This is a genomic window from Pseudomonas sp. RIT623, assembly GCF_004519305.1.
Taxonomy (GTDB): Bacteria; Pseudomonadota; Gammaproteobacteria; order Pseudomonadales; family Pseudomonadaceae; genus Aquipseudomonas.
Genome location: NZ_SOZA01000001.1, coordinates 102,568 through 124,658, shown reverse-complemented (window position 1 = coordinate 124,658; position 22,091 = coordinate 102,568). Strand labels below are relative to the sequence as shown.

Below are 22,091 nucleotides of genomic sequence, written 5' to 3'. Positions count from 1 at the left end.
TACAGGAAGCAGCGTTCTGAAAGTGGGACCTTTGCTGAATCAATCGCGGGGCAAGCGCGCTCCCACGAAGGTCTGATACCTGCGTGGGAGCGCGCTTGCCCCGCGATCAACTGCTTACTGCAAATGGGCTTTCAGCGCCTGCGCCGCCTGGTCCATGGCACTGCGCACACTGGGCACGGTGCGCAGCACGTTGAGCAGGCCGTAGTCATGGATCAGGCCGTTGTAGCGCACGGCGGTCACCGGTACCCCGGCGGCGTCCAGCTTGCGGGCGTAAGCCTCGCCTTCGTCACGCAACACATCCATCTCGGCAGTCTGCACCAGGGCCGGTGGCAGGCCTTGCAACTGCTCGAGGCTGGCGCGCAGTGGCGAGGCGTGGATGTCATCGCGCTGGCGCGGGTCGGTGGTGTAGTTGTTCCAGAACCACTGCATCATGTTGCGGGTCAGGAAGTGGCCTTCGCCGAACTGGTTGTAGGACGCGTTGTTGAAGTTGGCGTCGGTCACTGGCCACAGCAGGGCCTGGAAACGCAACTTCGGCGTGCCGGCCTCCTTGGCCTTCAGTGCCACCACCGCGGCCATGTTGCCGCCGACGCTGTTGCCGGCCACCGCCAGGCGGCTACCGTCAACACCGATCTCCTGGCCGTGCTCGGCGACCCAGCGGGTGGCGGCGTAGGCCTGGTTGATCGCGGTGGGGAACTTCGCTTCCGGTGACGGCGTGTAGTCGACGTAGACCGCCGCAGCGCCGGAGCCCACCACCAGGTCACGGATCAGGCGTTCGTGGGTGGGGTAGTCGCCCAGCACCCAGCCGCCGCCGTGGAAGAACATGAACACTGGCAGATCGCCCTTGGATCCTTCGGGCCGCACCACGCGGATCTCCAGCGGCTGGCCGTCGGCCTGGATGGTCCGGCGTTCGACGCGGATCCCAGACACATCGACCTTCACCCCGGCCTGGGCACCGCTCAGCACCGCACGGGCATCCTTGGGCGCGAGGGTCTCCAGCGGCTTGCCGCCACCGGCGGCCAGGGCGTCGAGGAAGCCTTGGGTGGTGTGCTCGACGCCGGGGCTGCCAGCGGCGAAGGCGCTGTTCACGGCAAGGGCCAGCAGGCCGGCGGTCAGGGTGTGGGACAGTTTCATGTTCTAGCTCCTTTGGCGGGCAAGCCGCGGCTCAGTTCTGGTTGGCGAGGACGGTGGGTTGCACGTAGCTCACGGCGCGCAGCTGGCCGCTGCTGTCGCGGTAGGTCAGGGTGGCGGTGCTGGTCTGGCCTTGGGCGCTGGCGGGGGCATCGACGCTGACGACCTTGGCGATGTCCAGGTCCATGCCGTAGCGGTACGGGGTGGCTTCGCTGGCGAAGCTGCTGACGCTGGTGCCGAGGGCCAGGGTGGTGACGGTGACGGCGAAGGCTTTGCGAAGGGGCATGATCGTTCTCCGGGTTCTGCTGAGTAGGGTTGGCGACTGCTTGCTGCTTGAGATGAATGGTGCGCGCAAATATTTGGTGCGCAAAATATATTTCCGCTATTACGCTGATTGAGTGGGTCTGTCGACGGGGCTCAGCCTTGATACAGCGGGTGATTGCGCGGAAAACCGCCGTAAAGGATCAGGCGCTGGGCCGATACTGCAGCGCCTCCGCCAGGTGCGACCTGGCTATGGCTTGCGTGCCCTCCAGGTCCGCCAGGGTGCGGGCCACCTTCAGCAACCGGTGCGCTGCCCGCAACGACAGCGTCAGCCGTTCGCAGGCCTGCTCCAGCCAGGCCTGGTCGACCGGCTCCAGCGGGCAATGCCGGCGCAGCCCCTTGAGGTCGAGGAAGGCATTGGCGCAGCCCTGCCGGCGCTGCTGCAGCTCCCGTGCCTCGGCCACCCGCTGGCCAACACTGGCGCTGGTCTCGCCGCTGGGCTGGTGAGTCAGCACGGTACTTTCCCGGGCCACCGTCAGGTGCAGGTCGATGCGGTCGAGCAGGGGGCCGGACAACTTGTTGCGGTAGCGCTGGATCTGCTCGCTGCTGCACCGGCAACGGCCGGTGGGGTCGCCCAGGTAGCCGCAGGGGCAGGGGTTCATGGCCGCCACCAGTTGAAAGCGCGCCGGGAAGCGCACCCGGTCCTTGGCCCGGGCCACCACGATCTCGCCGGACTCCAGCGGCTCGCGCAGCACCTCCAGCACGCGCCGTTCGAATTCGGGCAGCTCATCGAGGAACAGCACGCCATGGTGCGCCAGGGTGATCTCGCCGGGTTGCGGTCGGCTGCCACCACCCACCAGCGCCGGGCCGGAGGCGGAGTGGTGGGGGTGGCGGAACGGCCGCTGTGGCCAGCAATCGAGCGGGGCATGGCCGCTGACCGAGCGGATCGCCGCCACCTCCAGCGCCTCGCGCTCGTCCAGCGGCGGCAGCAGCCCGGGCAGGCGGCTGGCGAGCAGGGTCTTGCCGGTGCCCGGCGGCCCGGAGAACAACAGGTTGTGCGCGCCAGCCGCGGCGACCAGCAGCGCCCGCTTGGCAGCGATCTGGCCCTGCACTTCGCTGAGGTCCGGGTAGGGGCGTTGCTCAAGCAACAGGCCATTCGCGGCGTAGGGTGGCAGCGAAGGTTGCGCATTCAGGTGGGCGACCAGTTCCCGCAGGTGCCCCACCGCGTACACCACCAGGCCGCTGGCCAGGCTCGCCTCTTCGGCGTTTTCCCTGGGCACCACCAGCGCCCGACCCGCGTCGCGCGCCGCCAGTGCCGCAGGCAGTACACCCTGTACCGGACGCAACGTACCCGACAGCGCCAGTTCGCCCAGGCATTCGATGCCGTCGAGGGCGGCAACCGGTACCTGGCCATTGGCGGCCAGGATGCCCAGGGCGATGGCCAGGTCGTAGCGGCCACCGTCCTTGGGCAGGTCGGCCGGGGCGAGGCTCTGGGTGATGCGCCGGGCCGGGTAGTCCAGCCCGGAGTTTACGATGGCGCTGCGGACCCGGTCCTTGCTCTCCTTGACCGTGGCCTCCGGCAGACCGACCAGGGTGAGCGTGGGCAGGCCGTTGGCCAGGTGGGTTTCGACGCTTACGGCGGGTGCTTGCACCCCCACCTGGGCGCGGCTGTGGACGAGGGCGAGGGACATGGGGCACTCCGTGTTTGCAGGTGATGGCCGCGTCCTGCGGCCTGGCAAAGCTTAGTGGTGCCCCTGTGCAGGTGGACGAGAAGAGTGCGTCGAATTTTGTCCGGCCTGGCCCCCAGGACCGTGGGCGCCCGCCGTCCGTGGCTGCCTGGCGCAGATTACCGCAATCCCCGCACCCCGCGCCCGGGCCAGCAGCTCCTCGGTATCGTCGCCGCCCGGCAGCGCCAGCACCAGGTCGGGGCGGCTGTCGCGCAGCATGAAGACGTTGCGCAGGCGCTCGGCCAGCTTGCCGTGCAACTGCCAGTTGGGCGGATAGCGCACGATGTCGGCGCCCTGTTCGCGGGCCCAGCCTTCGATTTCGCCGCCCAGGTGCTGGCTGCCGCCGTGGATCAGCACCCGGATCGGTTGCTGGCGCTGGAGGGCGTCCAGCGCCTGGCGGCAGCGTTGGTTGTCGGCGTAGTTGCGCCCCGCGCAGATCAGTACGCGCATGCCCACCCCCTCAGAACCACTGGCCGAAGCGGCGGATGTACAGGGTCTTCATGCCCTGGGCCACCAGGCAGTAGCCGAGCAGGGTAGCGGCCAGCCATGGGAAGTATTCCCACGGCAGCGGCACCAGCCCGACCATCGCCCCCAGGGGCGAGAACGGGATATAGATGCCCAGGCACATCACCAGGCCGGTGGCCAGGATCACCGGCAGCGCCGCGGTGCTCTGGATGAACGGCACCTTGCGGGTACGCAGCATGTGCACCACCAGGGTCTGCGACAGCAAGCCCTCGATGAACCAGCCGGACTGGAACAACGCCTGCATTTCCACGCTGTTGGCGGCGAACACGTACCACATCAGGGCAAAGGTGGTGATGTCGAAAATCGACGAGGTCGGGCCGATCCACAGCATGAAGCGACCGATGTTGCGGGCATCCCACTTGCGTGGCTCGCGCAGGAATTCCTTGTCCATGCGATCCCACGGTAGCGACAGCTGAGAGAAGTCGTACATCAGGTTCTGCAGCAGCAGGTGGATCGCCAGCATCGGCATGAACGGGATGAACGCGCTGGCCACCAGCACCGAGAACACGTTGCCGAAGTTGGAGCTGGCGGTCATGCACAGGTACTTCATGATGTTGCCGAAGGTTTCGCGGCCCTTGAGCACCCCTTCCTCCAGCACCATCAGGCTCTTTTCCAGGAGGATGATGTCGGCCGATTCCTTGGCGATATCGGTGCCGCTGTCCACCGAGATGCCCACGTCGGCATCGCGCAGCGCCGGGGCGTCATTGATGCCGTCACCGAGGAAGCCCACGGTGTGGCCATTGGCTTGCAGCGCCTTGAGCACCCGCGATTTCTGCAGCGGTGTGAGCTTGGCGAACACCGTGCGCTCTTCGACCAGGGCCTTGAGCTGGGTGTCGTCCAGGCGTTCGATGTCCTGGCCGAGCAGCGGCTGGCCGGGCTCCAGGCCCACTTCGCGGCAGACCTTGCAGGTGACCACCGGGTTGTCGCCGGTCAGCACCTTCACCTTCACGCCCATCTCGCGCAGGGCGGCGATGGCCGGGCCGGCGGTTTCCTTGGGCGGGTCGAGGAAGGTCAGGAAGCCACGAATCACCAGCTCGCGCTCGTCATCGGTGTGGTACTGGGGCTTGCCGTCAACGGCCGGAATATCACGGGTGCCGACCAACAGCACGCGGAAACCCTCCTGGTTGTAGCTGCTGGCGGTGGCCAGCAGTTGCTGGCGTCGCCCGGCATCCAGAGCGATCCGCTGGCCGCCTTCTTCCACATGGGTGGCGATGGCCAGCATTTCCTCGACGGCGCCCTTGCTCACCAGCAGGTGGTCGCCCAGGGCATCCTTGACGATCACCGACAGGCGCCGGCGGATGAAGTCGAAGGGCAGTTCGTCGACCTTGGCGTAGGCATAGGGAGGCTGGAAGCCCTGGTCTTCGCCGGCAAAGCGCAGCACGGCCTGGTCCATCAGGTTTTTCACGCCGCTCTGGTGGTGGCTGTTGAGCCAGGCCAGCTCCAGCAGGCGCGGGTCCTTGTGGCCGCTGGGGTCGACGTGGTGTTCGAGGATGATGCGGTCCTGGGTCAGGGTGCCGGTCTTGTCGGTGCACAGGACATCCATCGACCCGAAGTTCTGGATGGCGTTCAGGCGCTTGACCACCACCTTGCGCCGGGCCATGGCCACGGCGCCTTTGGCCAGGTTGGCGCTGACGATCATCGGCAGCATCTCCGGGGTCAGGCCCACGGCAACGGCCAGGGCAAACAGGAAGGCGTCGCTCCAGTCGCCCTTGACCACGCCGTTGAGCATGAACACCACCGGTACCATTACCAGCATGAAACGGATCAACAGGCGGCTGACGCTGTTCACCCCACGGTCGAAGGCAGTCTGGCTACGCGAGCCGACGATGGCCTTGGCCAGCGAGCCGAAGTAGGTGCGCTTGCCGGTGGCCACCACCACGGCGCGGGCGCGGCCGCTAACCACGTTGGTGCCCATGAAGCCGATGTTGGGCAGGTCGAGCAGGCCGCTTTCATCGCTGGCGCTGCCCCCGGCGGACTTCTGCGCGACGTGGCCGAGGGTGTCGTACTTCTCCACCGGCAGCGCCTCGCCGGTCAGTACCGCCTGGCTGATGAACAGGTCGCGGGACTCGATCAGGCGGATATCGGCGGGGATCATGTCGCCGGCCGCCAGTTGCACGATATCGCCAGCCACCAGCTCGTTCATCGGCACTTCGCGCAGGCGCGCCGGCTGGTCGTGGCGCTCGCGGCGCAGCACGGTGGCGGTGGTGCGGACCATGGCCTTGAGGGCGTCGGCGGCCTTGCCCGAACGGTACTCCTGCCAGAAGCGCAGCAGGCTGCTGAGGCTGACCATGGTCATGATGATGATGACCTTGGTCAGGTCCGCGTCTTCCAGGTCGCCTGCGCGTACCGGCAGCCAGTAGTCGGTGACGAAGCTGATGCCGGCGAGGGTGAGCAGCACGTAGATGAAGGGGTTGTGCAAGGCCTTGAGCAGTTGCACCAGGGCCGGTTGCGGCTTGTCATGGGCGACTTGGTTGACGCCGTCGCGCTGCAGGCGCTTGGCGGCTTCGTGCTCGGTCAGGCCCAGTTCGCTGGCATCGAGGTTGGCCAGGGTCACGGCCAGGCCGTTGCGTGCCTCGCGGGCGGCACGCATGGACAGGCGAGTGTCTGCGCCGGCTTTGCTGCGGGTGTTGCGGTCTTTTACGGTCATTTGGCTGTGCTCCTGCCGCAGGAGGCGGCACGACACACAGTCGACTCACGGTGGGGAAGGTGAGTGAAGGTGTCCCGTGTCGCAATGATTCAAACAATGAAAAACGTGGTTTTTCCGACGGTTACGTGTTCGCTGGCGAATGCCGGAAATAAGATCGGCAGCGAACTTTCTACTGGCTGATTCCATGGTCGGTTAATCCAATTTGCTAAATGGCGGGCAATAGAACTCCAGCGAACTTTAATTAATAAAAGTTCGGAAGTTTCTGACGATTTAAATGGCGTCAGTTCAGTGAACGGACAGCATCGCGCGCGTCACTGCAGGCAGCAACGGGCGCGCTATCGACTGGGCGGTTTCAGGGGCGAGGACAAGCCCCAGCCGCGGACAGGACGGTACGGGGCCTTGTGCGCAAAGGCGCGCAGGCGAGGGGTAGCGATATCGGGGTTCATGAGCTTGCCTCCGACCGGGCGGGCACCCGGGGCGGCAAGCTACGGCGGAGCATCAGGCTCTGGCGCGGCTTGCCCGACCTAGGGGCGGGCCCGGAGTTCCGGTTCAAGTGCCTGGCGGCCAACGGCTGCCAGACAGCGACTAGATACTGTGTCCATTGAATTCTTCGTGAGTTGAAATAAAGGCCCGCTTTTCGGGGCGGGTGAACTTTATGCAAAGCATAGCGGGGAAGTCAACCGGGAAGACGTAACTTAAACAAGTTTCATCTGCTGGGAGGGGAATTAATCCAGTATGCCGCGCGATTAGCATCGCGGGGCAACCCCGCTTCTACCTTGGCAAGGTAGAAGCGGGCATTCGATCAGGGCTTGGCACCCAGGATGATGTGCGAGGCCTTGATCAGCGCGGTGGCCTTCACACCCGGCTTCAGGCCAAGCTCCTGCACTGCTTCGCGGGTGACGATGGCATACACCTCGGTGCCGCCGGACAGCTTCAGCACCACCTCGGCATTCACCGCGCCGTCGCCGACCCGCAGCACTTCACCTTCGAGGCTGTTGCGCGCCGACAGCCTGTAGCCAGCGGCATCGGTCATCAGCACCACCCACGGTGCCTTGACCAGTGCCACGGCCTGCTTGCCGACGTTGATACTGAGGTTGTGCAGGCTGGCCATGGTGACCACTGCCACCAGTTTCTCGCCGCCGCCCAGGGTCAGCTCGACCTCGGCATTCACCGCGCCAGGCTGGACGGCGCTGACGGTACCTTCGAAGACATTGCGGGCACTGACTTTCATGGCGAACACTCCGTGTATCGGGGGTTATTCTGTGGCGGGCGGTGTCATCCGGGCTTCCAGCTCGGCGACCTGCTTCTCCAGCGCCTCGAGGCGCGCGCGGGTGCGGGCCAGCACCACCATCTGGCTGTCAAACTCTTCGCGGCTGACCAGGTCGAGCTTGCTGAAGGCGCCTTGCATCAGCACCTTGAACTGGCTCTCGAGCTCGGCGCGGGGCTGTGCGGTGTCGCCGCTGAACAGGCGCGAAGCCTGGTCGCTCAGGGCATCGAGAAAGGCTTTGGGGGCGAGCATGTGTGGCTATCCGCTGATCTGTGAAAGGCCTGCAGTGTAGCACGCCCCTTGGGCCCGCCTGCTCTGCACGCTTTTCGCGCAGAGCGGCTGAAGGTCGCGCACCGAAGTTGTGCAGCTTTTCCCTGCTGGCAACTGGCCAATCCCGACTGTTTCGCGCAAGTCGCTGTTTTTGGACGCTTTGCTTGAGCTGGCAAGGTTTCTGCAAAGACCTTGGCGAGCCATGCACTGATGCGAGCCGTCGTGACCAGGCAGTGCCAGGCCCGCCGTCAGGCCCCTTTTCAGCCGCGTGATGCGTTTCAGCCGGGGGAGGGTGCCGACGACGCGTTACAAAGCCAGGCGCTGCGCTTAGACTTGAGACGGGTTTGTTTTCCTGGGGCAAGTCCACCAAATCGGGAGAGAGTTTCATGAAGCTAGTCACTGCCATCATCAAGCCGTTCAAGCTGGACGACGTGCGCGAGTCGCTGTCGGAAATCGGCGTGCAGGGCATCACCGTGACCGAAGTCAAAGGCTTCGGTCGGCAGAAGGGTCACACCGAGCTGTACCGCGGCGCCGAATACGTGGTCGATTTCCTGCCCAAGGTGAAGATCGATGTGGCCATCGACGACAAGGACCTGGACCGCGTGATCGAAGCCATCACCAAGGCGGCCAATACCGGCAAGATCGGTGACGGCAAGATCTTCGTGGTCAATCTGGAGCAGGCGATCCGCATCCGTACCGGCGAAACCGATACCGACGCGATCTAAACAGCAGCACCGCCTCACCAAACCCAACGCCCCAGGAGAAAACAACATGACTCTGCGCAAGATCGCAGGGCTAGGAGCCCTATTGTCCCTCGTAATGCCAGGGCTGGCCCTGGCCGAGGAAGCTGCCCCGGCGCTGAACTCCGGCGACACCGCCTGGATGCTCACCGCCACGGCGCTGGTGCTGTTCATGACCATCCCTGGCCTGGCCCTGTTCTACGGCGGCATGGTGCGTTCGAAGAACGTGCTGTCGGTGATGATGCAGTGCTTCGCCATCACCGGCCTGATGAGCATTCTGTGGGTCGTCTACGGCTACAGCCTGGCGTTCGACACCACGGGCATGGAAAAGGGCGTGCTCAACCTCAATTCCTTCATTGGCGGCTTCTCCAAGGCCTTCCTCAGCGGCGTCACGCCGGCCAACCTGACCTCGGCCACCGCCTTGTTCCCGGAAGCGGTGTTCATCACCTTCCAGATGACCTTCGCGATCATCACTCCGGCGCTGATCGTCGGCGCCTTTGCCGAACGCATGAAGTTTTCGGCGATGCTGATCTTCATGGCGGTGTGGTTCACCCTGGTCTATGCGCCGATCGCGCACATGGTCTGGAGCGGTGACGGCGCGCTGATGTGGGACTGGGGCGTGCTGGACTTCGCCGGCGGCACCGTGGTGCACATCAACGCTGGTATCGCCGGCCTGGTCTGCTGCCTGGTGCTGGGCAAGCGCAAGGGCTACCCGACCACGCCGATGGCCCCGCACAACCTGGGCTACACCCTGATGGGCGCGGCCATGCTGTGGATCGGCTGGTTCGGTTTCAATGCCGGCTCCGCCGCCGCCGCCAACGGCACCGCCGGCATGGCCATGCTGGTGACCCAGATCGCCACCGCCGCCGCCGCGCTGGGCTGGATGTTCGCCGAGTGGATTGGCCACGGCAAACCCAGCGCCCTGGGCATCGCCTCCGGCGTGGTCGCGGGCCTGGTCGCCATTACCCCGGCCGCCGGCACTGTCGGCCCGATGGGCGCGCTGGTGATCGGCCTGGCCTCGGGGGTGATCTGCTACTTCTGCGCCACCAGCCTCAAGCGCAAGCTCGGTTATGACGACTCCCTCGACGCCTTCGGCGTGCACGGTATCGGCGGGATCGTCGGCGCGTTGCTTACCGGTGTGTTCGCGGCGCCTGCCCTGGGCGGCTTCGGCGCGGTGACCGACATCGGCGCGCAGTTCTGGATCCAGGCCAAGGGGGTGATCTTCACCGTGGTCTATACCGCCATCGTCACCTACGTGATCCTCAAGGTACTCGACCTGGTGATGGGCCTGCGAGTCAGCGATGAAGAAGAGTCGGTCGGCCTCGACCTGGCTCAGCACAACGAGCGCGGCTACAACCTGTAATCGCCCTGTAGGAAAACTTGCCCGGTTCGCCGGGCATTTTTTTGCCTGTAGTTTGTCGCTTGGCGCCGGGCAAACGGTTTCGCTGTCCTGTTCGCGACCTGGGCGGAAAACTTACAAGTCATTGGGCGTTTCTGGTGCTTTGCTTTTTCCGCGAGCGCGCTAGAATGCGCGCCGAAGAGTGAAGGACGAGTCGTCCACACACACTTCGCCACCCTTTGCTAGGCTTGCCAATAGCCTGTGGCCAGCAAGGGTCAAACACGATTTCGTCAGGCCTTGCCAGGAGCAGGGCCTGCAGGGTGCCGGGCCCTCCACCAGGGGGCGGACACCCAGGGCAGTGGCCAACCCACGGCCAGTTGAATTTTCACTGGTGGCTGCCGGTCTACGGCTGCGCCGGTCTATAACTAACCTGCTTTTCGCAAGTCATGAGGTAGAACATGAGCGACGACGATCTGGAAAATGATGACCTCGAAGTAGGCGACGAAGACGAGGGTGATGAAGGCCTCGAAGCCGCGGCTGACGACGGCGCGGAAGACTCCGGCGACGACGACAGCAGCCCGGCGCCGGCGGCCAAGGGCAAGTCCAAGGCGGCGGTCTCGGTAGACGAGATGCCGAGCATGGAAGCCAAGCAGAAAGAGCGCGATGCGCTGGCCAAGGCGATGGAAGAGTTTCTGTCGCGCGGTGGCAAGGTGCAGGAAGTGGAGGCCAACGTGGTCGCCGATCCGCCCAAGAAGCCGGACAACAAGTACGGCAGCCGCCCTATCTGAGTGGCTGAACGCAAAAAAGCCCGCCGTCGCTGCGGGCTTTTTTGTGCCTTTGGGTTTTGTGCCGCGTCCTCAATGTCAGCGCCAGCGCGACAGCACGTCGGGCAACTGCGACAGCCGCTGGATTTCGGCATCCGGCGCCTGCTCGCCGGCCCAGGGCCTGTGCTGCGGGTTGAACCACACCGCCCGCAGCCCGGCGCGTTGGGCTCCGGCGATGTCGTCGCCGGGGTGATCGCCGATGTGCACCGCCGCTCCGGCGTCCACCTCGCCACGCTTCAGTGCTTCAAAGAAGGGGGCCGGATCAGGCTTGCCTATCCCCAGGTCCTCCGCGCACAGGGCGAAGCGGAAGTAGTCTGCCAGACCCAGTCGGCGCACGTCGGCATTGCCGTTGGTGACCACGCCGAGGGTGTAGTGGTGGCGCAGGATCTCCAGCACCGGCAGCACCTCGGGGAATACCTCCACCTGGTGGCGGGCGTGCAGGAACACCTCGAAACCTTCGTTGGCCAGTTCCTGGGCGTGTTTCTCGCTGTAGCCGACCTCTTCCAGGGCGTGGAACAGCACCCGCCGGCGCAGGGCGCTGATACGGTGCTTGAGGCCCGGCTCGGCCTGTACCAGGCGCTCGCGGATGGCGAACAGGTGCTCCACCGGCACGCCGCCGAGGATCGGCGCGTTAGCTTCGAGCCAGTCGCGCAGGACGACTTCGGCGCTGGCGATGACCGGCGCGGTGTCCCACAAGGTGTCGTCGAGGTCGAAGGTGATCAGCTTGATGCTCATGAGTCCGTGCCCTTGCTGCGTTTGGCCCGAGGATGGGCGCTATCGTACACCGCGGCCAGGTGCTGGAAGTCCAGGTGGGTGTAGATCTGCGTGGTGCTGATGTCGGCGTGACCGAGCATCTCCTGCACCGCGCGCAGGTCCTGGGACGACTCCAGCAAATGGCTGGCGAAGGAGTGGCGAAGCATGTGCGGGTGCAGGTGCTGGCCCAGCTCGCGCTCACCGGCGGTCTTGACCCGCATCTGGATGGCTCGGGGGCTCAGGCGCTTGCCCTGGCGAGTGATGAATACTGCATCGTCCAGCGGGCCGCCGATGCCGCGCAGGCGCAGCCAGGCCTGCAGCGCCTCGCGGGCCTTGCGCCCGACCGGCAGCACGCGGCTCTTGCCGCCCTTGCCGAGCACCTGCACCAGGCCGGCGGCCAGGTCCAATTGGGCTAGGTCGAGGCCGGTCAGCTCCGACAGGCGCAGGCCGGAGGAGTAGAACAGCTCGAGAATGGCTTGGTCGCGGCGGGCGATGAACTCATCGTCGACGCCGCCGTCGAGCAGTTGCAGGGCGCGGTCGGTGTCCAGCGCCTTGGGCAGGCGGCGGTCGCCCTTGGGCGGCGTCAGGCCGTTGGCTGGGTCGTGCTGGCACAGGCCTTCGCGGTTGAGGTAGCGGTACAACCCGCGCACCGCCGAGAGCAGACGCGCCAGGCTGCGCGACGATTGGCCATGGTGATGCTGGCGCGCCACTAGCTGGCGCAGCTGCTGGACTTGCAGCCCGGCCCAGCCGGCGATGCCTTGGGTGTTGCAGAATTCGATGACTTTCTCGAGGTCGCGGCGGTACGCCAGCAGGGTGTGCGCGGACACCTGGCGCTCGTTGCGCAGGTGTGCGCAATAAGCTTCCAGCTGGCGTTCCATCAGCGCACCGAGCGCAGCGTCAGGGTGAAGCGCGGCACCACGCGGCCGAGCACTTCGGCGATGTAGCTGAGGAACAGGGTACCGACGCTGCTCTTGTAGTGCTGCGGGTCGCGGCTGCCGATCGCCAGCACGCCGTGCAGGCCCTGGTACTCCAGGGTGGCCACGGCGCTGGAACCGACTTCCTTGTACTGCGCGTCACCGAACAGGAACGCCAGTTCGTGTTCGCGCAGGCTGCCGCTGGTGGTCTTGCCACCGGCGATCAGGCCACCGATCGCCTGCTGTGCCTCGGCCCCGGAGACCCAGCGCCCTACGGGGGCTGCGTTTTCACCGAACAGGATCAGGCTGACGAAGGGCACCTGGAACTCCTGGCGCAGGCTGTCCTCGACCGCCATTACCACCTCTTCCAGGCTGTTGGCGTCGAGCAGGTCGAGGATCAGCCGACGGGTCTTGTCGAACAGCCGGTCGTTGTCGCGAGCCACATCCATCAGTTGCGACAGGCGATGGCGCATCTCGATGTTGCGGTCGCGCAGTAGCTTGAGCTGGCGCTCCACCAGCGACACGCTGTCGCCACGCTGGTGGGGAATGCGCTGTTCGACCAGCAGTTCGTCGTGCTCGGCGAAGAAAGTCGGGTGGGCGCGCAGGTAGGCGACCACGGTTTCGACGTCGAGCTCGGGTGCAACGTTAGGCTGATCGGTCATGGCGGATACTCGCTTAAAGACGAACTTGTCCTTCGAATACGCGAACGGCTGGGCCGGTCATCAAGACGGGCTTGCCGGGGCCGGCCCATTCGATGTTCAGACGGCCGCCGGGCAGGTCGATGGTCACTGGCGAATCCATCCAGCCTTGGCTGATGGCCGCAACGGCAGCGGCGCAAGCACCGGTGCCGCAGGCCAAGGTTTCACCGGCGCCACGCTCCCACACCCGCAGGTTGGCGCGGTGGCGGTCGACTACCTGGATGAAGCCGGCGTTGACCCGCTGCGGGAAGCGCGGATGGTGCTCGATCTTCGGCCCCAGCTCGTGCACCGGCGCGCTGCGCACGTCGTCGACGCGCAGCACCGTGTGCGGGTTGCCCATGGACACTGCGGCGATCTGGTGCACCTGGCCATCGACCTGCAACGCATAGCTTGGCGCCTGCTGGTCGGCGACGAACGGGATCTCGGCCGGGGCGAAGCGTGGAGGGCCCATGTCGACGCAGACCTGGCCATCGTTGCGCACGTCCAGCTCGATGATGCCGCCCTTGGTTTCGACGCGGATGCGCTTCTTCGCGGTCAGGCGCTTGTCCAGCACGAAACGGGCGAAGCAGCGCGCGCCGTTGCCGCATTGTTCGACCTCGGAGCCGTCGGCGTTGAAGATCCGGTAGCGGAAGTCCACTTCCGGGTTGTTCGGCGCCTCGACGATCAGCAACTGGTCGAAGCCGATGCCGGTGTTGCGGTCACCCCATTGCTTGGCGTGCTTGGGTTGGATATGCGCGTGCTGGCTGACCAGGTCGAGGACCATGAAGTCGTTGCCCAGCCCATGCATCTTGGTAAAGCGCAGCAACATGGGCTTACTCCGGCAGCAGGCTTTCGCCGGCGAACAGTTCGGCGACGGTCTCGCGGCGACGCACTTCGAAGGCCTGGTCACCATCGACCAGCACTTCGGCGCAGCGGCCACGGGTGTTGTAGTTGGAGCTCATGACGAAACCATAGGCGCCCGCCGAGCGCACGGCCAGCAGGTCGCCCTCGGCGAGGTCGAGCACGCGGTCCTTGGCGAGGAAGTCGCCGGTCTCGCAGATCGGCCCGACCAGGTCGTAGGCACGGCCCTTGCCGTCACGGGGCTTGACCGCGCTGACATCCATCCAGGCCTGGTACAGGGCCGGGCGGATCAGGTCGTTCATGGCCGCGTCGATGATGGCGAAGTCCTTGTGCTCGGTATGCTTGAGGTATTCCACGTGGGTCAGCAGCACGCCGCCGTTGGCGACGATGTAGCGGCCCGGCTCGAACACCAGGGCCAGGTCGCGGTCGCCGACGCGCTCGCGGATGGCCTGGATGTAGTCGGCCAGTAGCGGGGGCTGTTCGTCGCGGTAGCGCACGCCGACGCCGCCACCGAGGTCGAGGTGACGCAGGTGGATGCCGCATTCGCCCAGGCGGTCGACCAGCACCAGCAGGCGGTCCAGGGCATCGAGGAACGGTTCGACGCTGGTCAGTTGCGAGCCGATGTGGCAGTCGACACCGACCACCTCGAGGTTGGGCAACTGCGCGGCGCGCACGTAGAGCGTTTCGGCATCGGCGATGGCAATACCGAACTTGTTTTCCTTGAGACCGGTGGAGATGTACGGGTGGGTGCCGGCATCGACGTCCGGGTTGACCCGCAGCGATACCGGGGCCACCTTGCCCAGTTCGGCAGCTACCACTTGCAGGCGCTCGAGCTCGTCGGCGGATTCGACATTGAAGCAGTGCACGCCGACTTCCAGGGCGCGGCGCATGTCGGCGCGGGTCTTGCCGACCCCGGAGAACACCACGCGATCGGCGCGGCCACCGGCGGCCAGCACGCGCTCAAGCTCCCCGCCCGAGACGATGTCGAAGCCAGCGCCCAGGCGTGCCAACAGGTTCAGCACACCCAGGTTGGAGTTGGCCTTGACCGCGAAGCATACCAGGTGGTCGACCCCTTGCAGGGCCTCGGTGTAGCTACGGTACTGGGCCTCGATATGGGCGCGCGAATACACATAGGTGGGGGTGCCGAAGCGTTCGGCGAGCGCCGCCAGGGCCACCCCTTCGGCGAACAGTTCGCCGCCGCGGTAGTTGAATGCATCCATGGGATTTCCTTACTGAGCGGGCGACGGCTCAGCCTGCTCTTGCGGCTCCAGGTCCTGTTGCTGCTGCACAGGCTGGGCCCGCTGGTGCTGGTGCGACGACGACTTGCGTGGGCCTTTGCCGTCCTTGCCGTCTTCAGGCAGGTACAGGGGGCCTTTCTGACCGCAGGCGGAAACGAGGCAGGCAACCGCGACCAGCGCCGCGAGAGAGGAAATCAGGCGTTTCATGGGTGAAATCCTTGGAAATATGCAGTATTGCGCCCGAGTATACCGAGCGCCCACCTGATTGCCTATGCAAGGGGCGCCCCCGCTCGGCGGGCCTAGGCGACCGAAGGACATATGGCTTTTTCTTACAGCTATTAGCTTGTAGCTTGAAGCTTTCGCCCTTATCGTGCCCGGCTTGCGTGTGTGAAGCCATTTTTCGAGGTCCCTGCAATGAGTTTGAGCGAAGCGCGTTTCCACGATCTGGTCGACGCCACCCAACAGGCCCTGGAAGACCTGTTCGACGAGAGCGGCATGGACTTGGACATGGAGAACTCCGGCGGTGTGCTGACCGTCAAGTTCGACAATGGCAGCCAGCTGATCTTCAGCCGCCAGGAGCCACTGCGTCAGCTGTGGTTGGCCGACAAGTCCGGCGGTTTCCACTTCGACTACGACGAAGAGAACGGCAAGTGGACCTGCGAGAAGACCGAGGAGCTGCTGGGCGAGATGCTCGAACGCATCGTCTGGGAGCGGGCCGGCGAGAAGCTGGACTTCGACGAGATCTGAAATGAGCGTTCAGCCTCGGCCAGCGAAGCCGCTCTACAGTAATGTCAGCCCGGCGGTGCCATCACCTTGTATCAATGTGTGTCGGCTGGATGAGCACAAGGTGTGTACCGGCTGCCATCGGCATGTCGAGCATATCCGCGAGTGGCGCTCGGCCGATGACCAGCGACGCCGGCAGATCTGCCTGGAAGCGTTGGCCCTGAAAAGCCAGGCGCGGGCATAACCCCAACGAAGGTGCGGGCTTGAGTATTTGCCCGGCTGTGGTAGTGTCGAGTTCTGCGTCGCTGACGCCAAAAGCTTTTCGCAAACCCCGCCCTTGGGCGGGGTTTTGCTTTATCTGCCTGTAGAAAACTGTTTGTTCAAAGGAGTCTGACTGGATCATGAGCACCAAGCCTTCCCTCATCCTCACCCGATTGGACGTACAGCGTCTCGAACGCCTGCTCGATACCCTCGATGAAAGCACCCCGGGTGTGCTCGCCCTGCAAGACGAGCTGGACCGCGCCGAGAACGTGGTCGGTCACGACGAGGTGCCCGCCGGCGTGGTGACCATGAACTCCCGCGTGCACTGCCGCGAGATCGCCAGTGGCAAGGACTACCACTTGACCCTGGTGTACCCGAAGGATGCCGGGCCAGAAGGCAATGTCTCGATCCTCGCGCCGATCGGCTGCGCGCTGCTGGGCCTGTCGGTGGGTGACCAGATCGATTGGCCGGCCCCGGGCGGCAAGACCCTCAAGCTCGAACTGCTGGCAGTGGAATATCAGCCGGAAGCGGCCGGTGACTTCGATCTTTGAGCACCAACTGCGGATCTGCCCATGTGCCACGCTTTGTAACGGCTGGCGTGGATGCAGTTTTCGACGATGCGACTGCGCAGTGACCAGTCGGTGTTGATGATCCGGAACTGCTGGATATAGCTGTCCATGTCCCGGGACTCGAACCACTCGTCGATCTTGTCGCTGAAATCGTCGGGGGTGAAGATTAACTTGTTGTACTTGGCGCACTGGATCGAGCTCAGCGGCAGGCGGTACCGCGCGCCCATCGCGATTTCGTCCATGAATGCCTTCAGCTCGTGGGTGCTGGGGGTGTTCCTGCCTATCCAGCCATGGTCAACGCCCTCCCAGTAGCGATAGGGGGCGGGTCCGTTGTAGGCGATGACCAGGGTTCTGCCTGGGTAATGCTGCCAGAGTTGATCCAGTGTCAGGGTGTTCAGGTCGTAGTGGATCATGCGTGGCTCCAGGTGTTCGTCGAGCAGTTGCTGGAACCGCGCGTGCTCTTCGTCACTGAACCTGTCGAATTCGTGGAAATCTAGCACGATGATCTCCCTGGCGTTGGCAGGGTTCTCATAGAATTGCTCGAGGGCCATTACCACATCGCCCAGTACCGTACGCCCTGAGGACGTCAGGTGGTACAGCTGGTAGCGCGCTGGCTGGTCGGGTGTATACGAGTGGTGCGACTGTACTCGCAGGTCCAGCACGCGGATGCCAGCGCGGATCTGCTCGATGCACGGTACGTCCTGGGTGATCTCCTGGGGGATGGAAAAGTTTGGCGCCTGCTTGTCCATGCCGGAGTCGTGGCTGCCCGGCAGGATCAGTTGGTCAATGCGCAGGCATCCCAGCTCCGGGTGTGCGCCCATCCAGTTTTCTTTGTTCATGTTGCGCTCCTCATCAGGTTGGAGCGCAGAGGATGCTTCCTACAAATCAGGCCTGGGCAGCAGGAAGCTGTTCCTGAACGGGAAACTGTTTCAGGGTTCGAACGTTGCCTGCAATCGATCCAGGCCTTCGTTGAGCGCTTGTTCCAACTGGCTTTTGTAGCGCAGATAGAGGCTGGTCGAGCCTGGTTCCTCGCCTAGCAGTTCGGACATGTCCAGGTCGGTGATGTAGCAGCGGTAGCTGCCAGGGCCCTGGCGTTGCCGCAGGATCTGTCGGGCGACTACCGCATACAGGCGCTCGCCATGCTCCAGCTGGGAAAACTCTTGCTGGTCGCAATACAGGGTTACGTGGATGTCATCGCCCATCCCAGCCTGGAGGATCGCCTGAACCTCATAATAGGGCTGGTTGTGGCCATCCTGCGGTGCCAGGCGTGGCTCGATGCCGCGCGCCTTGCCAGCGCCAGACGGCAGCAATTGGGCGTAACGCAGTTCCAGCGCGGCCTGGGGCAGGCTGTCCAGCGGTAACTGCGCATCGCGGCGCATCAGCATCGATTGCAGGAAGCGCTGCAGCGGCAGCAGCAGGTGGCGTTCGTCCTGCAGCGGTAGGCGCTGCTGCCACAGGGCATTGTGCTCATCGAGGACATAGAGGTCGGCCCAGCCCTCGTACAGGCGGTAGAACACCTGGATGGCGTGGGGCTGGCCCTGGGCCAGGACCAGCGCCAAGTCGCCGTCCTGCAGGGCGTTGCCATCCAGGTGCAGCGGGCTGTAGCGGCTACGCTCCTCGCCCAGTGCGGCGAGCACTTGCGTGTGGTCGTCGAAGGTGGCGAGGGTCACCTGCCCTGGTGTCAGTTCCAAGACATGGGTGTGCTCGGCCACTTGCACCAGGTAACGCTGATCGCTTTGCTGGTCGAGCAGCAATTGCGCGGTGTCGAAGAGCTCCTCGACCCGCTGGCTGATGGCCTGGGCGCGGTTGTGGCAGTAGCAGCGCACCCGCAACCGCGGGCGGTGGCTGCGCTGGCCTAGGCTATTGAGAAAGTCGCGCAGGCAGCGTAGCAGCGCGTGGTCGCCGTCGTAGCGCTGCACCAGCACCTCGTTCCAGCTGTTCAGGGTGATCTGGTCCAGGGTCAGCACCAGGTTCTCGCGTACGCCGGCATAGCTCAGCGAGTCGGTACGCTCGGTGGTCATCAGGATGTTCAGGTCGCGGTGGTGGCGCAGGGGGTCGAGCGCGACGTTGACCAGCAGCAGGATTTCGTCGGCCACGCTGGGTTGCAGCAGGCGCACCTCGCTGACCGGTTCCAGGGGTAGCGGCACGCCCTGCTGCAAGGCACCGAGCAGGTTGAACAGCTCGAACTCGCTAAGATCGCTGACCCCGGGGTGCAGGGCCAGGCGCGTGCTGCTGTCGATTACCCCGTTGCGGTGGGCCCAGGTGAGTAGCTCGAGCAGCTCGCGACAGCGCTTCAGAGGGCTGAAGTGCTCCCATTCGTGCACCCCCAGGTTGCCGTTGTACAGCCCCCAGTGGTGGCTGCCCGGCTCCTTGCGGTTGGCGGACTGGACCAGGGTCAGGGTGTCTTCGGCCAGGTCCGGGGCGATGCCCGGGTTGATCACTTCGATCTTGCCGGCCCGGCGCTCGAAGGCGGCGTACAGGCGCCGTCCGAGCACATTCAGGTCGCGCTGGTCGGCACGGCTGTTGGCATTCTGCAGACGAGCGAACTGGGTCAGGAAACGGTAGCTGTGGTTGAGCTCGGCCACCAGCTCGCGGCGCTCCAGCGCCACCTGGCGCACCTTCCACTGGCTGCGGCTGTCCAGCAGGCTCAGCTGGCGTTCATCCCAGCCCCACTCCGTGGCCAGGCGTGCCAGTAGTTGGCGCTGCCAGCCATTGCTGCGGCTGCGGTCGCTGAGCTTTTTGTTCACCTTCAGGTACAGGCTGCGCCGCACCAGCTCCAGGCGTACGTTTTCGCCGCGCTGTTGCAGGTAGCGCTCGATCCGCCGGTAGACCATGACATAGGGGTCCAGCTCATCGAGGTCCAGCTGGTTGGCGAACACCGCCTGCTTGTAATCCAGGCTCAGGCAGCGCACGTCGGGGTGTTCGCTGGCATAGGCCTCGGTCAGCAATAGCTTGAGCAGCGATTTGTAGGGCGAATCGATGCCCTTGTACAGCTGCCACAGCCCGGCACCGACGAACTCGCCGGGCGGGATATGTGCCAGGTGGCCGAGGTCGAGGCCGTCCTGGGCGCGGATGAAGCGCTTGGACAGCAAGGTCTGGGTGTAGTCGCGGTAGTTGTGCTCCTGGTAGACCGGCACCAGCCACCACAGCGGAGTGCGCCCGGCCAGCCAGATGGCGGTGCGGTAGAACTCATCGAGCAGTAGGTAGTGCTGGGTAGTGCCGCAGTCGTCCGAGCTGAGCTGGCTGTCGCGCTCGCCCTGGACGAAGCTTTGCGGCTCGATCAGGAAGCAGTGCGCCTCGGCGCCCAGGCTGGCGGCCCAGGCCTCGAGCAGCTGGCATTTGCGGCGCAACTCGGCCAGGGCCTGCTCGCCCAGGTCGGGGGCGTGACATACCCACAGGTCCATGTCGCTTTGCTCGGCCTGGGCCAGGGTGCCCAGGCTGCCCATCAGGAACAGGCCATGGATCGGCTGTGGTGGGTTGCCATGGCGGGCCTTGTAGGTGAACGAGCGGGTCAGGCGCAGGGCTTCGGCGAGCAGCTCGTCGTCGGGCTCGAAACCGGAGACACCGGCGGGGGTGGTGCCGGAAACATAGCCTGGTAGCAGCGGATGATTGACGTGGAAGAACAGCGGCAGCAGCGTGAGGACCTGCTGCTGGCGTGTGGATAACCCTTCCATCGCCCGTGCCATACGGCCCTGGTTGATCTTCAGGAAGCGCGCACGCAGCTTGGCCAGCTCCTTGCGGTCGATGCCTTGTTCCAGGTCGGGGCGGATTTCGTGGCGGTGGTTCATTGCGCGCTCAGGCAGGCCAGGGAAAGCACTGGCGAGTTTAGCCTGAGTGGCGCGGTCGGATAAGGGGTTGCTGGCTTTTTGACGTCATATTTACAACGCCTGTGCAAGCCATCGACGGTAAGCCCGCTCCTGCAGGTCTGCCGAGCTGCAGGAGCGGGAGCAGGGGTTCAGGCCGGCTGGGCGGATTTCGATTTGAGGATGGTCAGCAAAAGCCGGACGCTTTCAGCGGCATCGTTACCGAGGCTGGTGAGGTAACCGCCATCGGGTTGGTCGGTGAGCCCTTTGTCATGCAGGCGCTTGGCGGCGGCGACCAGGGCGGGGGAGGCGTCGCTGCTAACCTTGATGCCTTCCTGGTGGTTGTCCAGGTTGAACTGGGAAAGGACTTCCAGTTCGGCGATCAGTTCGGGGGTAAAAGGCATGGGCAACTCCTGACTTCGGGACAAGGATGGAAGTCAGGAGTGTAGTCAGGCTTATTCGATGTCGCCTTGATCCGCCTCAGGTGGTAGTTCCGGTAGGGCGCGCAGGGCGGTTTCGTACCACTCGGTATCGAACGGGCGATCTTCGTCGAGCATCGCATCGATCTCGATGGCCAGCACGTGGGCCATGAGGTTGAGGATGTCTTCACGCTCGTAGCCGACCAGGGTCAGCTTGTTGAAGGTGGCCTTGGCGGCTGGCGGCTCGCCGCTTTCGATCTGGTTCTCGATGGCCTGGGTCAGCGTGGCCTCGGCGAAGTCTTCTTCATCATTGCCGTCGATGTCTTGGGGTTCGCTCATGGCGGTGCTCCTGTGGTGAGGCGCACAGTGTGCCATGCCTGCCTTGGCAATGCCCGGCATTCACGGCGTGCATGGCGCTGGCCAGGGGCCGGCCAACGGGGCTATAACAGGCCAACCCCATACGGCCCTGGAGGCTGCTTCACATGCTCAAGCTTCATGGATTCGCTGTCAGCAACTACTACAACATGGTCAAGCTGGCGCTGTTGGAAAAAGGCCTGCCCTTCGAGGAGGTGCCGTTCTTCGGCGGCCAGACGCCCCAGGCCCTGGCGGTCAGCCCCCGTGGCAAGGTGCCGGTGCTGCAGACCGAGCACGGTTTCATCAGCGAGACCGGGGTCATCCTCGACTACATCGAGCAGACCCAGCCAGGCAAGGCGCTGCTGCCGGCCGACGCCTTCGGCCAGGCCAAGGTGCGCGAGCTGCTGCGGGAGATCGAGCTGTACATCGAACTGCCGGCGCGTACCTGCTATGCCGAGGCGTTCTTTGGCGCGGCGGTGGAGCCGCTGATCAAGGAGCGTGCGCGCGCGGACCTGCTGGCGGGCTTTGCCACCCTCAAGCGCAATGGCGAGTTCGCGCCTTATGTGGCGGGTGAGCAGTTGACCATCGCCGACCTGATGTTCTGCTTCTCGGTCGATCTGGCCTGCGCGGTGGGCAAGAAGGTGCTGAACATCGACTTCCTGGCGGACTTCCCGCAAGCGCAGGCGCTGTTGCAGTTGCTGGGCGAGAACCCGCACATGGCGCGGGTCGTGGCGGACAAGGACGCGGCGATGCCGGCGTTCCTGGAGATGATCAAGAGCGGCAAGCGCTGA

The 22,091-nt window shown here is 64.8% G+C and carries 24 protein-coding genes; 7 read left to right on the top strand and 17 right to left on the bottom strand.

The window, feature by feature from the left end; all coding sequences use genetic code 11:
* Positions 1 to 114 precede the first annotated feature (114 nt).
* From E3U47_RS00575 to E3U47_RS00545, 7 genes are all read right to left on the bottom strand, one after another.
* Positions 115 to 1,131, bottom strand: a complete 1,017-nt coding sequence (locus E3U47_RS00575) for an alpha/beta hydrolase (RefSeq protein ID WP_134689001.1) — start codon at positions 1,129 to 1,131, stop codon at positions 115 to 117.
* Positions 1,132 to 1,162: 31 nt separating this feature from the next.
* Complete coding sequence (locus E3U47_RS00570; RefSeq protein WP_134689000.1) at positions 1,163 to 1,414, bottom strand: DUF2790 domain-containing protein; 252 nt, start codon at positions 1,412 to 1,414, stop codon at positions 1,163 to 1,165.
* A gap of 178 nt (positions 1,415 to 1,592) precedes the next feature.
* Complete coding sequence (locus tag E3U47_RS00565) at positions 1,593 to 3,080, bottom strand: YifB family Mg chelatase-like AAA ATPase (protein WP_134688999.1); 1,488 nt, start codon at positions 3,078 to 3,080, stop codon at positions 1,593 to 1,595.
* Between the two features lie 51 nt (positions 3,081 to 3,131).
* Entirely contained in the window at positions 3,132 to 3,566 is a 435-nt protein-coding gene (locus E3U47_RS00560) for a DUF2493 domain-containing protein (RefSeq protein WP_134688998.1), read from the bottom strand.
* Between the two features lie 10 nt (positions 3,567 to 3,576).
* A complete protein-coding gene (gene mgtA, locus E3U47_RS00555; protein ID WP_134688997.1) occupies positions 3,577 to 6,288 on the bottom strand; it encodes a magnesium-translocating P-type ATPase in 2,712 nt (903 codons plus the stop codon).
* Positions 6,289 to 7,090: 802 nt separating this feature from the next.
* Entirely contained in the window at positions 7,091 to 7,519 is a 429-nt protein-coding gene (locus E3U47_RS00550; RefSeq protein ID WP_110697037.1) for a molybdopterin-binding protein, read from the bottom strand.
* A gap of 24 nt (positions 7,520 to 7,543) precedes the next feature.
* Positions 7,544 to 7,807: an accessory factor UbiK family protein gene (locus E3U47_RS00545; RefSeq protein WP_134688996.1), complete on the bottom strand. Its 264-nt coding sequence runs from the start codon at positions 7,805 to 7,807 to the stop codon at positions 7,544 to 7,546.
* Positions 7,808 to 8,211: 404 nt separating this feature from the next.
* Between E3U47_RS00545 and glnK the strand changes: the two genes are divergently transcribed.
* The 3 genes from glnK (at position 8,212) to sutA (ending at position 10,692) form a co-directional block, all read left to right on the top strand.
* Positions 8,212 to 8,550, top strand: a complete 339-nt coding sequence (glnK, locus tag E3U47_RS00540; RefSeq protein ID WP_002555808.1) for a P-II family nitrogen regulator — start codon at positions 8,212 to 8,214, stop codon at positions 8,548 to 8,550.
* A 46-nt stretch (positions 8,551 to 8,596) separates the two neighbouring features.
* Entirely contained in the window at positions 8,597 to 9,928 is a 1,332-nt protein-coding gene (locus E3U47_RS00535) for an ammonium transporter (protein WP_134688995.1), read from the top strand.
* A gap of 434 nt (positions 9,929 to 10,362) precedes the next feature.
* Positions 10,363 to 10,692, top strand: a complete 330-nt coding sequence (sutA, locus tag E3U47_RS00530; protein WP_134688994.1) for a transcriptional regulator SutA — start codon at positions 10,363 to 10,365, stop codon at positions 10,690 to 10,692.
* A 75-nt stretch (positions 10,693 to 10,767) separates the two neighbouring features.
* On the opposite strand, the gene E3U47_RS00525 is transcribed toward sutA, so the two are convergent.
* Genes E3U47_RS00525 through E3U47_RS00500 form a run of 6 tightly spaced genes read right to left on the bottom strand, consistent with a single transcriptional unit; the run spans position 10,768 to position 15,378 of the window.
* The gene (locus tag E3U47_RS00525; RefSeq protein ID WP_134688993.1) at positions 10,768 to 11,463 is read right to left on the bottom strand and encodes an HAD family hydrolase; all 696 of its coding nucleotides are present in this window, start codon (positions 11,461 to 11,463) and stop codon (positions 10,768 to 10,770) included.
* Positions 11,460 to 12,359, bottom strand: coding sequence for a tyrosine recombinase XerC (gene xerC / locus E3U47_RS00520; RefSeq protein ID WP_134688992.1), 900 nt, complete (start codon positions 12,357 to 12,359; stop codon positions 11,460 to 11,462). The genes E3U47_RS00525 and xerC overlap by 4 nt, the downstream gene beginning before the upstream one ends.
* Positions 12,359 to 13,057 carry a DUF484 family protein gene (locus E3U47_RS00515; protein ID WP_134688991.1) on the bottom strand — a complete coding sequence of 233 codons (699 nt, stop codon included), beginning with the start codon at positions 13,055 to 13,057 and terminating at the stop codon, positions 12,359 to 12,361. The genes xerC and E3U47_RS00515 overlap by 1 nt, the downstream gene beginning before the upstream one ends.
* Positions 13,058 to 13,070: 13 nt before the next feature.
* Positions 13,071 to 13,901 (bottom strand): diaminopimelate epimerase, encoded by an 831-nt coding sequence (dapF, locus tag E3U47_RS00510; protein WP_134688990.1) that lies wholly within the window; start codon positions 13,899 to 13,901, stop codon positions 13,071 to 13,073.
* Positions 13,902 to 13,905: 4 nt separating this feature from the next.
* The gene (gene lysA / locus E3U47_RS00505; protein ID WP_134688989.1) at positions 13,906 to 15,153 is read right to left on the bottom strand and encodes a diaminopimelate decarboxylase; all 1,248 of its coding nucleotides are present in this window, start codon (positions 15,151 to 15,153) and stop codon (positions 13,906 to 13,908) included.
* A gap of 9 nt (positions 15,154 to 15,162) precedes the next feature.
* Positions 15,163 to 15,378: a lipoprotein gene (locus E3U47_RS00500; RefSeq protein WP_134688988.1), complete on the bottom strand. Its 216-nt coding sequence runs from the start codon at positions 15,376 to 15,378 to the stop codon at positions 15,163 to 15,165.
* A 207-nt stretch (positions 15,379 to 15,585) separates the two neighbouring features.
* On the opposite strand from E3U47_RS00500, the gene cyaY reads away from it, so the two are divergent.
* The 3 genes from cyaY to rnk all read left to right on the top strand — a co-directional run bounded on the left by cyaY (position 15,586) and on the right by rnk (position 16,706).
* Positions 15,586 to 15,918 carry an iron donor protein CyaY gene (gene cyaY / locus E3U47_RS00495; protein WP_134688987.1) on the top strand — a complete coding sequence of 111 codons (333 nt, stop codon included), beginning with the start codon at positions 15,586 to 15,588 and terminating at the stop codon, positions 15,916 to 15,918.
* Between the two features lies 1 nt (position 15,919).
* A complete protein-coding gene (locus E3U47_RS00490) occupies positions 15,920 to 16,138 on the top strand; it encodes a DUF1289 domain-containing protein (protein ID WP_134688986.1) in 219 nt (72 codons plus the stop codon).
* Positions 16,139 to 16,295: 157 nt separating this feature from the next.
* Positions 16,296 to 16,706, top strand: coding sequence for a nucleoside diphosphate kinase regulator (gene rnk, locus E3U47_RS00485; protein ID WP_134688985.1), 411 nt, complete (start codon positions 16,296 to 16,298; stop codon positions 16,704 to 16,706).
* Here rnk and E3U47_RS00480 read toward each other — a convergent pair.
* The 4 genes from E3U47_RS00480 to E3U47_RS00465 form a co-directional block, all read right to left on the bottom strand.
* Positions 16,673 to 17,563: a hypothetical protein gene (locus E3U47_RS00480; protein ID WP_134688984.1), complete on the bottom strand. Its 891-nt coding sequence runs from the start codon at positions 17,561 to 17,563 to the stop codon at positions 16,673 to 16,675. The genes rnk and E3U47_RS00480 overlap by 34 nt on opposite strands.
* A gap of 90 nt (positions 17,564 to 17,653) precedes the next feature.
* A complete protein-coding gene (locus E3U47_RS00475) occupies positions 17,654 to 20,512 on the bottom strand; it encodes a class I adenylate cyclase (protein WP_134688983.1) in 2,859 nt (952 codons plus the stop codon).
* Between the two features lie 167 nt (positions 20,513 to 20,679).
* Positions 20,680 to 20,931, bottom strand: a complete 252-nt coding sequence (locus E3U47_RS00470) for a TIGR02647 family protein (RefSeq protein WP_028688612.1) — start codon at positions 20,929 to 20,931, stop codon at positions 20,680 to 20,682.
* 51 nt (positions 20,932 to 20,982) lie between these two features.
* Positions 20,983 to 21,285 (bottom strand): hypothetical protein, encoded by a 303-nt coding sequence (locus E3U47_RS00465; RefSeq protein ID WP_134688982.1) that lies wholly within the window; start codon positions 21,283 to 21,285, stop codon positions 20,983 to 20,985.
* A 143-nt stretch (positions 21,286 to 21,428) separates the two neighbouring features.
* Here E3U47_RS00465 and E3U47_RS00460 point away from each other — a divergent pair, with 143 nt between their 5' ends.
* Positions 21,429 to 22,091, top strand: coding sequence for a glutathione S-transferase (locus tag E3U47_RS00460; protein WP_134688981.1), 663 nt, complete (start codon positions 21,429 to 21,431; stop codon positions 22,089 to 22,091).